Origin of the sequence: Pseudomonas fluorescens (genome assembly GCF_040448305.1) — a bacterium.
In the GTDB taxonomy this organism is placed as follows: Bacteria; Pseudomonadota; Gammaproteobacteria; order Pseudomonadales; family Pseudomonadaceae; genus Aquipseudomonas; species Aquipseudomonas fluorescens_BH.
Genome location: NZ_CP148752.1, coordinates 3284899 through 3299458, shown reverse-complemented (window position 1 = coordinate 3299458; position 14560 = coordinate 3284899). Strand labels below are relative to the sequence as shown.

General features: G+C 59.1%; 10 protein-coding genes and 1 pseudogene. 6 read left to right on the top strand and 5 right to left on the bottom strand.

Features of this window, described 5'->3' with window-relative positions:
• Positions 1 to 110 precede the first annotated feature (110 nt).
• The 4 genes from WHX55_RS14895 to WHX55_RS14880 all read right to left on the bottom strand — a co-directional run bounded on the left by WHX55_RS14895 (position 111) and on the right by WHX55_RS14880 (position 3316).
• Complete coding sequence (locus tag WHX55_RS14895; protein ID WP_150755294.1) at positions 111 to 500, bottom strand: Rid family hydrolase; 390 nt, start codon at positions 498 to 500, stop codon at positions 111 to 113.
• Positions 501 to 511: 11 nt separating this feature from the next.
• On the bottom strand, positions 512 to 1603 hold the full coding sequence (locus WHX55_RS14890) for an amino acid ABC transporter permease (RefSeq protein ID WP_150755293.1): 1092 nt from the start codon (positions 1601 to 1603) through the stop codon (positions 512 to 514).
• Positions 1593 to 2729 carry an ABC transporter permease subunit gene (locus WHX55_RS14885; RefSeq protein WP_353742983.1) on the bottom strand — a complete coding sequence of 379 codons (1137 nt, stop codon included), beginning with the start codon at positions 2727 to 2729 and terminating at the stop codon, positions 1593 to 1595. Before WHX55_RS14885 ends, WHX55_RS14890 begins: the two co-directional genes overlap by 11 nt.
• 62 nt (positions 2730 to 2791) lie before the next feature.
• Positions 2792 to 3316: a hypothetical protein gene (locus tag WHX55_RS14880; RefSeq protein ID WP_353742982.1), complete on the bottom strand. Its 525-nt coding sequence runs from the start codon at positions 3314 to 3316 to the stop codon at positions 2792 to 2794.
• Here WHX55_RS14880 and WHX55_RS14875 point away from each other — a divergent pair.
• The 6 genes and pseudogenes from WHX55_RS14875 to WHX55_RS14850 form a co-directional block, all read left to right on the top strand.
• Positions 3308 to 3637: pseudogene (locus WHX55_RS14875) on the top strand (M20/M25/M40 family metallo-hydrolase); the annotation flags it as partial. The gene WHX55_RS14880 and the pseudogene WHX55_RS14875 overlap by 9 nt on opposite strands.
• Before the next feature lie 177 nt (positions 3638 to 3814).
• Complete coding sequence (locus WHX55_RS14870) at positions 3815 to 5143, top strand: MFS transporter (protein WP_150755287.1); 1329 nt, start codon at positions 3815 to 3817, stop codon at positions 5141 to 5143.
• An 80-nt stretch (positions 5144 to 5223) separates the two neighbouring features.
• The gene (locus WHX55_RS14865; protein WP_353742981.1) at positions 5224 to 6549 is read left to right on the top strand and encodes an OprD family porin; all 1326 of its coding nucleotides are present in this window, start codon (positions 5224 to 5226) and stop codon (positions 6547 to 6549) included.
• 59 nt (positions 6550 to 6608) lie between these two features.
• The gene (locus WHX55_RS14860; RefSeq protein WP_150758548.1) at positions 6609 to 6998 is read left to right on the top strand and encodes a RidA family protein; all 390 of its coding nucleotides are present in this window, start codon (positions 6609 to 6611) and stop codon (positions 6996 to 6998) included.
• A 3-nt stretch (positions 6999 to 7001) separates the two neighbouring features.
• Entirely contained in the window at positions 7002 to 7619 is a 618-nt protein-coding gene (locus WHX55_RS14855; protein WP_353742980.1) for an RraA family protein, read from the top strand.
• A 216-nt stretch (positions 7620 to 7835) separates the two neighbouring features.
• On the top strand, positions 7836 to 12674 hold the full coding sequence (locus tag WHX55_RS14850) for a glycosyl hydrolase family 28-related protein (protein WP_353742979.1): 4839 nt from the start codon (positions 7836 to 7838) through the stop codon (positions 12672 to 12674).
• A 125-nt stretch (positions 12675 to 12799) separates the two neighbouring features.
• On the opposite strand, the gene WHX55_RS14845 is transcribed toward WHX55_RS14850, so the two are convergent.
• Entirely contained in the window at positions 12800 to 14347 is a 1548-nt protein-coding gene (locus WHX55_RS14845; protein ID WP_353743053.1) for a phospholipase D-like domain-containing protein, read from the bottom strand.
• Between the last annotated feature and the right edge of the window lie 213 nt (positions 14348 to 14560).

Genomic DNA, 14560 nt, shown 5'->3' with positions numbered 1-14560 from the left:
CCACTCGGTTCGAGTTCATGGGAAAGAATATTAAAACAACTAGCTGAATAGCTTATAGCTACCAGGAGAACTGATGCTTCTTACACAATACAACCCAGCACATCCGTTTTCTAAAGATGGGCAACTACATCGATTTCAATATCAAACGGAAACGGCCAAGGCTTGACTGCAACGAATGAGCGGACGGGTGGATTCTCGGGAAAATACTTGCGATACACCGCGTTCACCTCATCCATCATCGATGGATCCGTTACGAAGATCGTGGTTTTCACGACGTTATCGAGGCACGATCCTGCCGATTCAAGTACAACTTTCATCACCTGCAATACAGCGTGAGTCTGTTCAACAATCGTGCCTCGAACAATATTCCCGGTCAGTGGATCGAGCGGCGGCAGGCCACAGGTATAGAGCATCGAACCCGAGCGAATCAGCAAAGAGGTCGGTGTATTCAAACGTCTGAGCGCTTCAGACAAAAACGGTACTTCAATTATTTCTTTCATGGAGGCATCCATTATTGATACAGGCGGGCCCTACGTTCACGTTCAATCGACGCGACGTAGTGTTGGATATACATGCAGATAACGAAGTAGATGACGCCGACAAACAGATAGAGCTCTTTATAGAACCCTTGCCAGTTTTCGTCATAAAGGCTTGATCTTGCCGATCCAAGCAAATCGAAAAGACCGATGATCATCAACAATGAACTGTTCTTGACGAACGCGATGGCGATGTTGGCAATCGGTTGCAGCGAATGGGCGATGACTTGCGGCAAGATAACGTAGGCATGACTGCCCCAATAGCCGAACCCCAGGCTTGCCGACGCTTGGCGCTGACCGACTGAAAGTGCTTGCAGGGCACCGCGCAAGGCCTCGGAAAAGTAAGCGGCGGTAAATAGCGAGAGACCGATACCTGCCCGAAAAAGCTTGTCGAAAATAAGCTCGTCCGGAAGGATCAACGGAATGATCGCAAAGGTCATGAAGACAATGGTGATCGCCGGAACACTGCGAATGAGATCCACATAAAGCCGGCACGGAACAGAGACAAGCGGCATCTGCGACCGACACCCCAACGCCAGCAGCACGCCCAAAGGGAACGCACATACAAGGCCGGCAATGCTGATCAGCAGGGTGATCGGCAGTCCACCCCAACGCGCACGATCCACGGGCTCAAGACCGAACAGTCCGCCACTCATCAATAGATAACCAATCAACGCGGCCAGTACCCACAGCACAATGGCCACTGTGTGATGGCGGACCCGGAACAAACACCAGAGCGCAACCGCCGCGATCAATGCAACGAAGGTGATCGGACGCCACAGCGATTCCGGAGGATAGGCCCCGAACAGGATGAGATTGAGCTTGGTGCCGATGAACGCCCAGCAAGCGCCTCCGTTCTGGTGGCATAGCGCGGCATTACCGCTAAAGGTTGCATCAAGCAACAACCATTTGAAGATACCTGGGCCAACCAAAACGACGCCCCAGAGAAACAGTGCGCCGAGCACAATCCGGCTTGGCATACCCGAGCCCAGGCCTTTGAGGCGCTGGATTAGCGTCAAGGGTGCGGCAATCGATACCTGGGCACCATTATTCAGATCACCAGACATAATGTTTCTCCCAAAGACCGATTACCCGCGTCGTAATAATGTTTACCGTGACGTAAACCAGCATGAAAATGCTGATCAATTCGATGGCCTGCCCCGTTTGATTCATGGCGGTGTTTCCCGCCGAGACCAGTTCCGGGTATCCCACGGCAACACCGAGCGAACTGTTTTTCATCAGGTTCAGGAGTTCACTGACCACCGCCGGCATCGCGATCCGGAAGGCTTGTGGCATCACGATGTAACGCAGAACGCCAAAGTGCGTCAGGCCCAACGCATAACCTGCAGCAATCTGTCCCTGGGCAATGGACTGCACGGCCCCACGGATCGCTTCGGCTATATCAGTGCCGGTGTACACAGAGAGCCCGATGAACATACTCATGAACTCGGGTGAAAAGTGCCCGCCGCCGCCGATTGAAAACTTGCTTGCCGTGGGCCATTCAAATGTCATTTGCCCGGACCACAGGGCATAAGCCGTGGACACGAAGGCAATCAGGCTCAGGAGCATCAGCAAGGCTCCCGGATTTTTCAGTGCGCTGCCACCGGTACGCACGCTTCTGAGGATAAACGCCACGACGGTGCAAAAAATCGCGACGATTGCTGCCAATGCGAAGGGGGACGGCCACGGGAAATTAATCCCGCGATTACTGATGAACACACCCGGTACCGGCTCCAGAGCCTCCCGGACTACCGGTAGACCGTAAGTAAAAACAGCGAACCAGAAGAACAACTGCAGCAGTAGCGGCGTATTGCGGATCGTCGAGACATACACTTTGGCAATTCGTCTGGCCAGGCCGAATTTGGACAACTGAGCCAGCGCCGCCAATACCCCGAGCAGCACGGAGAACACAATGGCGCAAAACGCCACTTTGAGCGTGTTGGAAAACCCCGCGAGCAGGGCGTACGCATATGAGTAGTCACCGCTGAAAGCAATCATGCTTTCGCTAAGGTCGAAACCGGCGCGAGCCCACAGAAAGCCGAACCCGGTATTGATCCCTTTCTGTGTAAGGCGCTCGTTGATCACGTGCCCGAAATACCAAACCGCAATCACGACAGCCGTGAGTACTACAAGCTGGACCAACACCGTGACTGCCCGGTGTTGGTGTTTAACAGCGCCATCTCTTGCCGACATGACCTTCACCTCTCGTTTCTGATTCGCCATCTACGCGGCGTTTGAGCCATTCACATCGCGGATCAGAAAAGCGGGGCGTACAGCAGGCCACCGTCCGACCACAGGGAGTTCTGGCCACGCTTCATCTGCAAGGGAGTATTGGCACCCACGTTGCGCTCGAAGATTTCTTCGTAGTTGCCTACCGCGGAGATGACATTGATCACCCAGTCATCCTTGAGGCCCAGCCCTGCCCCCACACCTGGCGTTACACCCAGAAGGCGCCGGACGTCTTCATTGTTACTGGTGAGCATTTGTTTAACGTTTTCTTTGGTGATACCGAGTTCTTCTGCAGTAAAGGTTGCGAAGACGGTCCACTTGACGATGTCTGCAAAGTGCTTGTCATCACCCCGCACGACTGGACCCATTGGCGACTTCGAGATCACATAAGGAAGGATGGCGTAGTTTTCAGGGTTGCCTGAGTTGAGCCGGATAACCGCCAGCTGCGACACGTCGCTGGTGATTACATCGCAGCGGCTGGCGAAAAAGGCCGAGAAGAATTCAGTCCCGCTTTCGATCACCACAGGCACGCCGTATGCGAGCGCTTGCAAATCGTTGCCGACAAACGCGGTTTGAGCCTGGCGATCAGTCGTCACTGGCTCAGCCCGGCGACACCCTTCGATGCCGATTGCGTGACCGCTGTACGTTCGGCGGTCCAGGCGCTGGGTTACCCCCATCAAGACATCGTCAGCGGTGCCGGGCATGACGCCATTCACCTCGCCGGGCATTGCCCCACCACTATGGTCTTCATTCCCTGTGTCGGTGGCCTGAGCCACAACGAAGCCGAAGACGCCCTGCCGGACGATGTTCGTATGGGCTGCGACGTGCTGCTCAATGCGGTGCTGCGGCGAGCTCAGCACCTGAGCGACTGATTATGCAAGCAACACCGAACCTCCGAGGTCGTGTCATCCACACGACCTCGGAGGCAGGGCCCGCTTGCGCCTGAAAAAACAATAAAACCGATCTCCGGCCACAGCATCACCGTTACCCACACTGCCATCCAATAAATCAATCCACTGAGCCCGACGCTCAACTTGGAGAAAAAAGGCATGAACAGCTCCGCGTGCATCCAGACCGCTACCCCGACGGTCGAACCCAGCGTCAACATGAAAAAAGTCGCCGTCGCCAGCGTCATCGGCACCACGGTGGAATGGTACGACCTGTTTGTTTTCGCCACGGCTTCCGCCCTGGTGTTCAACAAGATTTTCTTCCCGGCGTTCGATGCCTTGATCGGCACCCTCCTGGCGTTCGGCACCTTTGCTTCGGCTTATGGTGCACGCATCGTCGGGGCTGCCTTGTTCGGCCACTACGGCGACAAGCTTGGGCGCAAATCGATGCTGCTGATTTCGCTATTGACCATGGGCGCGGCAACCTTTGCCATCGGTCTGTTACCGGATTACGCCGCCATTGGCATCTGGGCACCGATCCTGCTTTTAACCCTGCGGATCATTCAAGGCCTGGCCCTGGGCGGTGAATGGGGTGGTGCGGTGTTGATGGCCGTCGAGCATGCCCCCGCCAACCAGCGTGGTTTATATGGCTCATGGGTACAGATCGGCGTGCCGGCCGGTACCATGATTGCCAACCTGGCCTTCCTGGCGATCGCCTGGCTGCTGCCGGCTGAAGACATGCTTGCCTGGGGCTGGCGCATCCCGTTCCTGGCCAGCGCGCTGCTGATTGCCGTGGGCCTGTACATCCGCCTCAACATCACCGAGACACCTGCGTTCCACAAGGCTCAAACCAGCGAACCGCAAATCAAGCTGCCGCTGGCCGAAGTCTTCAGCAAATACTGGAAGCAAGTCCTGCTCGGCGGCGTGGCAACCATGTCGACCGGTGCATCTTTCAACATCATCGTCGCCTTCGGCCTGACCTATGGGACCCAGACCCTGGGCTTCAGCCGCACCATCATGCTCAGCGTGGTACTGGCCTCCTGTGCGCTGTGCATTGTGCTCTTGCCAGCCTTCGGTGCACTGTCTGACCGCTTCGGCCGCAAGCCGGTGATCATCGCCGGTATCGTCGGTGAAGCGCTGGTCGCCTTCCCGATGTTCTGGCTGATGGATACTCGCGAGCTGCCGCTGGTGTTTCTCGGTTATGGCCTGTTGATGACCGCGTTCGCCGCCAACTACGGGCCTATCGCAACTTTCCTCGCCGAGCTGTTCGGCACCCGTGTGCGTTATTCCGGCCTATCGGTGGCTTACATGCTTTCCGGGCTGCTGGGCAGCGCGGCCACGCCTATCGTGACCACGGCCCTGCTGGCGATGACCGGCAAAGGCTCGTCAGTGGCCTGGTACCTGATCGGCTCTGCGGTCATCTCCCTGATTGCCCTGTTACTGCTGACCGAAACCTTCAAGCGCGACTTGAGCGCTGGACGGGCTGAATAGCACCAAGTGACCCACAACAAGAATAAATCCACCTGCACTTGACCCTGCTGCCATTCACGCACCCTCTGGATTCGTACACCATGGAAAAAACCCTGCACCTTTTTGGTGTGAGCGCCGGCGCTTGCCTTTTGACCCTGAGCCAGGTCGCTTCAGCCGATTTCATTAGCGACAGCAAGGCCACACTGGGCCTGCGTAACTTCTACTTCAACAACGACTACCGCGACCGGCCCGGCAGCGCCGGCCAGAGCAAGACCGAGGAATGGGCGCAGGGGCTCATGCTCAATTACACCTCCGGTTTCACCGCCGGCACCCTGGGGTTTGGCATCGATGCGCTGGGGCTGGTGGGCCTGACTCTGGACAGCGGCCAGGGCCGCCATCGCGGCAGCTCGATGATCCCGACTGAAGGTAATGGCGCTGCCGATGAATGGAGCCGCTTGGGTTTAACCGCAAAAGCCCGTTTGAACAAGACCGAAATGCGTTACGGCACGCTGACGCCCAAGCTGCCGATCTTGGTCGCGAACGACGGTCGCCTGTTGCCACAGACCTTTGAAGGCGGCCAGATCACCAGCAGCGATCTCGACAAGCTGACCTTGACCGCCGGCCGTCTGGAGCACGCTACCGGGCGTGGCTCCAGTGATAGCACCGGGTTGGCGGTCAGCGGTGGGAGTCAGGAGAGCAACGAGTTTCTCTTCGCCGGTGCCGACTACAAAGTCACTAAGGACCTGACCGCCCAGTATTACCTGGCCAATCTCGAGGACTACTACACCCAGCACTTTTTCGGACTGCAGCATGTGCTCGCACTGGGCGAAGGGCAGTCGTTGAAGACCGACCTGCGCTACTTCGATACATCTTCCGACGGCGCCAACAGCTCGGCCAGCGGGCGGGCCGACGGTTTCCGGGTCGGTGGCTATAGCCGAAACGGTGCCGGTGAAATCGACAACCGCACCTGGAGCGCCATCTTCACCTACAGCCTTGGTGGCCACGGGTTGACTGGCGGTTACCAGAGCGTTTCCGATGGCAGCAACTTCGTCCAGCTCAACCAGGGTTCCCTGGTGGACAAAGGGGCCGGTGGCGCAAGCCTGTATCTGTTCACCGACCGCATGCTCACCAGTTTCAACCGGGCCGGCGAACGCACCTGGTTCGGCCAATACGCCTATGACTTCGTCGCCTCGGGCGTACCTGGCCTTCGTGCGTCGCTGGTTTATCTCAAAGGCAACCAGATCAAGACCACGTCTGGCAGCGATCAGCAGGAATGGGAACGTGACCTGGCCCTGGATTACGTGATCCAGGACGGCACGTTCACAGGCCTGGGTTTCGGTTGGCGCTATGGCGTTCTGCACTCCGAGGCCGACGCCAATCAGGACCAGAACCGCGTGTTCGTCAGCTACACCCTGGCATTGTTCTGATTCACCGGCCCGCCGCCCATGTCGGGTCGGCGGGCCTCTATTCTCAGCGAGGCTCTCTCATGAAACGCATCCAGGCAGCACCCGGCACAATTGGCCCGGTCGGTCCTTATTCCCAGGCAGTGGTCAGCGGCCATCTGGTGTTCACTGCCGGCCAAATACCCGCTGTAGGCGGACTGGACCAGCAACCCGAAGGCTTCGAAGAACAAGTGCGCCAGACCTTGCGCAACCTGGAAGCCATCCTGATCGCAGCGGGCTCGGACTTCGATCACGTAATCAAGGTTAACGGCTATCTCACCGATCCAGCTCAACTGGAACCCTTCAACCGGGTCTATACCGAAGTGCTCGGCCATGCGCCGCCGGCACGAACCACGGTCTGCGTGGCACTCTGGGGGGTGGCACTTGAGATCGATTGCGTGGCCGAACTCATTGATTCAGCAAAGCAGAGGTAAGCCATGAACGCCCCTACTCAATTGCTTGAAAAACTCCATCAGGTCAGCTTCGCCACCCTCGGGCATTTGCTCGAAGACGGCTTTGTCAGTGCCGAAATTCGCTCAATGCTGAGCGCCGTCAAAGTGGTAGGTCGCGCCGTGACGCTGAGCGTGATCGACGCCGATGCCATTGCTGTCAACCGCGCCTTGGCAAGCCTGCAAGACGGCGACGTGCTGGTAATTGACATGAACGGTGATCGACGTCACGCCTGTGTCGGCACAGTCACCGCCTGTGCGGCTCAAGCGCGAGGCGCCAGGGCCATCGTGGTCGATGGCCTGGTGACCGATATCCTTGAACTGCGTGAAGCCGGACTGCCGGTTTTCGCCCGTGGCACCAGCCTGCTGACCACCAAACTGCACGGCAACGCCGAGAGCCAGTTGAATGTACCAGTGCAGTGTGGCGGGGTTCAGGTGCACCCGGGCGATTTGGTGCTGGGTGACGATAACGGCTTGCTGATTCTCGACAGTCAGACACTCGCCGCAGTCATCGACCAGGCACTGGCCAGTGATCGTGCAGAACCCGGCCTGCTGGAACGTCTTGAGGCCGGAGAGTCAATAGCATCCGTACTGCGTGTTCAGTGATTGATCGCTTGTAATGCGGACCGCCGCGCGGCGGCGAGCGTCAACAGAACGTTATTTTTTTGAAATACTTCACAGCCGCTAATCAGTTAGTTCGGTTTTTTGACACTCCCCCCGATATGCGGTCACAACTTTTGCGCTCCGTTGGGTCATAACACGGTAGCTGCCGATGGAATATTGGCATCTACCGAGGTTCTCGCCTGATACGGAGATAAACTCATGATTTTCAATGTACAAAATTTTGGCGCCAAAGGAGATGGCATCACTGACGACACGGCGGCGATACAAAATGCAATTAATGCGGCGGCTGCAGGTGGGGGGCAGGTGTACATGCCGACCGGAACTTACATCGTTTCGGGAGGAGAGGAACCCTCAGACGGCTGCCTGATGCTCAAGAGCAACGTCTACCTGTACGGCGACGGCATGGGCGCAACCACCGTCAAGGTGGCTGACGGCTCCGACACAAAGATCACCGGGGTCATCCGCTCCGCCTATGGCGAGCAAACCCACGACTTCGGCGTCAGCAACCTCACCATCGACGGCAACCGTGACAACACCACGGGCAAGATCGACGGTTGGTTCAACGGCTACATTCCCGGCGAAGCGGGCTACGACTCCAACGTCACCCTCGACAGCGTCGAGATCAAGGATTGCTCCGGGTACGGTTTCGACCCCCACGAGCAGACCGTCAACATGGTCATCAAGAACAGCGTGTCCCACGGCAACGGCCTGGACGGTTTCGTCGCTGACTTCCTCAGCGACAGCACTTTCGAAAACAACGTCGCCTACGACAACGACCGGCACGGTTTCAACGTCGTTACCAGCACCCACGATTTCACACTCACCAATAACATTGCGTACAACAACGGCGGCAATGGCATCGTCGTGCAGCGCGGCAGCGAGGACATCCCCTCCCCCAGCAACATCACCATCACCGGTGGCGAGGTGTACGGCAACGGCGCCGAAGGGGTGCTGATCAAAATGTCCAGCGAGGTGACCGTCAGCGGCGTCGAGATTCACGACAACGCCAGCGCCGGGATCCGCATCTACGGCAGCAACCACGTCGAGATCATCGACAACACGCTCAACAACAATTCCCTGGGCAACCCCGTACCGGAAATCATCATCCAGTCCTACGACGATACCCTCGGCGTGTCCGGCAAGTACTTCAACGGCAGCGATAACACGATCCAGGGCAACATCATCATCGGCAGCGACCTGTCGACCTACGGCGTCGCCGAGCGCAACGAAGACGGCACTGATCGCAACGCCATTATCGGCAACACCATCAGTCACACCAGCAAGGGCGCCACGCTGATCTACGGCGACGGCAGCTACGTCAGCGCCACGGTGCCGATGACCACCGTGCAAGGTACGGCTGGCAACGACACCCTGCTGGGCAGCGCCGCCAGCGAGATTTTCTACGGCGGAGCCGGCAACGACACTATCAATGGCGGGGCCGGTGGCGACATTCTGGTGGGGGGTGCAGGCATCGACAAACTCACCGGCGGTACCGGCGCCGATACGTTCCGTTTCACCGTTCAGTCCGACAGTTACCGCAACGCAACCACAAGCTTCGATGACACCATCACCGACTTCGACGTCACCCAGGACAAGATCGACCTCACCGGCCTCGGTTTCACAGGCATAGGCAATGGCCGTGGCGGCACCTTGCAGGTCAGCTACAACGCCAGCAGCGACCGCACCTACATCAAGGACTACGATGCCGATGCCAGTGGCAATCGTTTCGAGTTGATTCTCTCGGGCAACTTCGCCAGCACCCTGACCGCCAGCCATTTCATCTTCAATCGCGTGGTCACTGGCACCAGCGCCAGCGACTCGCTGCTGGGTAGCGATTCGGCCGACACCCTGCTCGGCCTGGCGGGTAACGACAGCCTCAGTGGCGGCGCGGGCGACGACAAGCTCGACGGCGGTGCCGGCATGGACACCCTCACCGGTGGCTTTGGTGCGGACGTCTTTGTGTTCTCCAATCGCCTGGACAGTTACCGCAACTACAACACCGGCGGTGCCAACCTTGGCGACCTGATCACCGATTTCGATATCACCGCTGACAAGATCGATCTCTCGGCCATGGGTTTCACCGGCCTGGGGGATGGCAAGAACAACACCGTATACCTGGTGCTCAACAGTGCCGGCACCAAGACGTACATCAAGTCCCTGACCGCCGACGCCGATGGCAACCGCTTCGAGGTGGCACTGAACGGCAACTACCTCGACAAGCTGACCAGTGCCAATTTCGTCTTCGCCACGTCATCACCGGGCAACCAGGCGCCGGTGTCAGCCACGCCACTACTGGATCAGAACGCGACCGAGAACACCCTGTTCAGCTACGTGGTGCCGGCCACCAGCTTCACCGATCCGGATAATGACAGCCTCAGCTACACCGCCAAGTTGGCTAATGGCAGCGCCCTGCCCGGCTGGCTGACCTTCGATGCAGCCACCCGTACGTTCAGCGGTACACCCAACGACACCGCGTCAGGCAATTACAACGTGCTGGTTATAGCCACGGACCCGGTTGGTGCATCGGTCAGTGATAGCTTTGCCCTGGTAGTGGCCGATGCGCCCGCCAACACCATCACCGGTACCAACAACGCCGAAACCCTCAACGGTACGGCGGCTGCAGACCTGATCCTCGGCCTCGGTGGCAACGACACAATCAAGGCCGGCACCGGCGCGGACATCGTCGACGGCGGCGCTGGACGCGATTCGCTGTACGGCGGCGACGGTGCCGACACCTTCCGCTACAGCAACGCACTCGACAGCTACCGCGACTACGACACCGGTGGTATCACGGCCACCGACACGATTTATGACTTCACCGCGGGCGTCGACAAGATCGATGTTTCGGGCCTGGGCTTTCTCGGCTTGGGCGATGGCAGCAATGACACGCTTTACATCACCCTCAACGCGGCCGGCGATAAGACCTACATCAAGTCCGCGGAGGCCGACGCCGATGGCAATCGCTTCGAAATCGCCCTCAGCGGCAACTACTTCAACACTCTGACCGCCAGCGACTTCGTGTTCGGCGAGCTAGCCCAGCAAGACATCCTCTACCTGCCCACACTCGGCCAATCCAATGCGCGCCTGCTGCGCATGACCGAGGACGACGGTCAGTCCGGCACCTCGATGCTGGTCAACGACCTGGACCGCTACACCACCTATGATGTGCGCAGCCAATTCACCGATGCCGATGGCAACGGCATCGACATCGCGGTGGGCGGCAGCACGGTCACCGGCCTGTCGACGCTCAGCGCCGAGGAACTCAAGTTGTGCTGGTGGCTGACCGACACCAACCAACCCGGGTCTGCGCTGTTGCGCGCCGTGACGCTGTTGCGGGACCAGCTCACCGAACTGCAATCGATCAATAACGTCACCATGGGCATCATTTGGGGCCAGGGCGAGGAAGCCGCCCAGGAGATCGCCCGCGCCACAGACAAAGCAGCGGCAGCAGCGGCGTACAAGGCCGCGACCCTGAAGGTGCTTGATTACCTGCATGCCCAGTTCGGCAACTTCAGCGTGTACCTGATGGAAACCGGTCACTACGAGCAGGATGCGGCGCGTGCCCGTGGTTATTCACAAGAGAAGATTGCCTCCATCGTTGAGGGGGTTGGCTATGTCCGCGCCGCCCAGGAAGCCATCGCCGCCGAGCGCGCCGATGTCAAGTTGGCGGCGGACTACACCGACCTCCCCTTGCGCCACGAAGTCGATCCGCTGGCATATCCCGACGATGTCTGGCACCTGCACGAGGAGTCGGCGGAGATCGTCGGCCAGCGTTTGGCCGACTACATTGCCGGTGACCTTGGCTTCCAGGGCAACCCCAACGACAACAACAGCGTGCAGGACATTTTCGACAACGCCCGGAACATGATTTCCGGTACCGACCAGGCGGATACCCTGGTGGGCAGTTCGGGTAACGACACACTGGATGGCGACCTGGGAGCCGACACCATGACCGGTGGCAATGGCAACGACATCTATGTGGTCGATAACGCGTTCGACCGCGTGGTGGAAACCAACACCTCGACCTCGCAGATCGATACGGTGCAGGCCTCGGTCAGCTGGACCCTGGGCGCCAATCTCGAGAACCTGGTGCTCACCGGCGTGTCGGACATCAACGGCACCGGCAATGAGCGGGACAACTTCATCACCGGCAATGCCGCCAATAACGTGCTCGAGGGTGCCGCAGGGGTCGACAGCATGAGCGGCGGCGATGGCAACGACACCTACTATGTCGACAACGCCGATGACGCCGTGATCGAGATCAACAGCAATGCGGCGCCTGGAGGGGTCGACCGTGTGCACAGCAGCCTGGCGACCTATACCCTCGGCAACAACGTCGAGCATCTGTATATCGACAGCACTGGCGCCGCCAATGGCACGGGCAACGCGCTGGACAACACGCTGTTCGCCGGAGCCGGCAACAACGTGCTGGACGGGCGCGATGGCATTGACACGGTATCTTTTGAACGCGGTCTGTCCGGTGTTACCGCAAACCTGTCGACGTCAGCGCAACAAAACACCGTGGGTTCCGGGCTCGACACCTTGAAATTCTTTGAAAACCTGACGGGAAGCGCCTACGCCGACAGTCTGTCGGGCAACAGCGCCGCGAACGTGTTGAACGGTGGTGCGGGCAACGATACGCTCGTGGGCGGTTCGGGCGGTTCGGGCGATGACCGGCTGATTGGCGGTGCAGGCACCGACAACCTCACCGGTGGCACTGGCGCAGACACCTTCGCGTTCAGTGCGCTGTCGGACATGGGCGTCGGGGCTTTGCGCGATGTGATCAACGGTTTCAAGAGCACCGAGGGCGATCATCTGGATTTCACCGGCCTGGACGCCAACCCGCTGACCGCCGCTGTCGACGCTTTCACCTTGATCGGCAGCAATGCCTTCGACCCTGCCAACGCCACCGGCCAACTGCGCTTTGCCGATGGCATTCTCCAGGGCAGTGTCAACGCCGACGCCACCCCCGAGTTCGAAATCCAACTGGTGGGCGTCCAGGCGCTGCACGCCAGCGATTTCACAGCCTTGAGTTAAGCCCACATCCTGTGGGAGCGGGCTTGCCCGCTCCCACAGGGGATTAGCAGTGCCCGAAAGATCAAAGACCAACACATGCAATGAATGCGAGGGAGACGACTGTCGCAGGGTAAGGCGATTTCGCTCTAGAGCATTTTCTCCAGGCCGATCTTGTCGCTGAGCCAGGCCTTGAAGCTGCGCCATTTGCCGCCGGGCTCCTCATGCAAGGTATGCAGGCGGTCGTCGTCCTCGGTGAGCCAGACGACTTCGCCGTTTTCCAGTCGGGCCTGGTAACTCATGGCTGGCGCCATGCCCTCAAGCGCCAGCTGGCGCACTTGGCCGGCCAGTTCGGGACTATCGACCAGCACCCCGACTTCAGTGTTCCAGAACACTGAACGCGGGTCGAAATTGAACGAACCGATGAACACTTTCTGCTTGTCCAGGATCATGGCCTTGGTGTGCAGGCTGGAGTCCGAGCCACCACTGAAACCAAACGAAGAACTGCGACCGGGATCGTCCGGCTGGCGCCGCAGCTCATAGAGTTTCACGCCATGCTCGAGCAGAGTCTTGCGATACGGTGCATAGCCGCCATGCACCGCCGGCACATCGGTGGCTTCCAGTGAGTTGGTCAACAGGCGCACATCAACGCCGGCATCGGCACGACCCAGGAGATAGTCCATGCCCGGCTTTTGCGGGACGAAATAGGCCGAGATCATGATCAGCTCGTTATTGACGCTATCGAGTTCAGGCCGCAGCTGTGTGGCCATCAATAGCGCGCGTGCCGGTTCGCCGTCGGCCAGGACCTTGCTCGGGGCATCCCACATCGCCGTGTTATGGGCCCAGATCAGTTGCTTGCGCCAGGTCTCGAGCTGCGGTTGGCTCCGGTAGGTCATGAGGTGGTCGTACAAGGCCTTGCTCTCGATACGTGCGCTCTGCAGCGATTGTTCCAGGCGCTGGCGGCTCTGGAGCAAGTCTTCGGCGGTTGGCTTGTCGAGCACGAAATCACTGATCGGCTGGCTCAGGGCGCTGTTCCAGTACTGATCGAAGCTGTGGCCCAACTGCTCGGCGACCGGGCCGATGCACAGCAGGTCCATGTCGGTGAAGTTGAGATCGGGCTTGGCGTCGAAATACTCATCCCCCAGGTTGCGTCCGCCAACGATGGCTGCGCTGTTGTCGGCCAGCCACAGTTTGTTGTGCATGCGGCGGTGTTGTTGGGAAAGATCGAGCAGACGCCCCATGGTTCGAGTGACCATGGTGCTGCGCCCCAGATGCAAAGGGTTGAACACACGGATATGGATGTTCGGGTGCACGGCCAGGGTAGCGATGACTTCTACCTGGCCGTCGCTGGCCGTGTCATCGAGCAAGATGCGGATACGTACGCCGCGATCGGCTGCCAGCAGCATTTCACGCACCAGTGCCCGGGTGCTGAGACCGTTATGCACGATGTAGTACTGCAGATCGACGCTTTTCTGCGCATTGCGGATCAACTCGGCGCGCGCCCGGAACGCTTCACTGCTGTTGGGCAGCAAGCGAAATCCCGAACGCCCCTCATGCGTGGTGGCTTGAGCCTGGATCGAGCGCCCGAAAGCCGAATCGCTGGCGGCTATCGCCTCGCTGAACTCGTGGGGCAAGCGCGTGGTGGCACAGCCGGCGAGCAGCAGCGCGAGCAACATGACAGGGATGAACCGGGACATGGGCAAGGAATTGTCCTCAACCTCGACGGGTGTGGTTTCAGCCTGGGGAGCCAGCCAGTACTTGTTGGCTGCAGTGAGCATCCAGCCCACGGCAATCAGCACGACTTATTCCAGTAAAGCCCGGTTCAAGCAGCGTGTCGAAGTTTTCAGCAGTTCCATCCAGAGCACGAAATCGCCCTGGGGCCAGGTGCAGGCAATGCGACGCGGATCGGC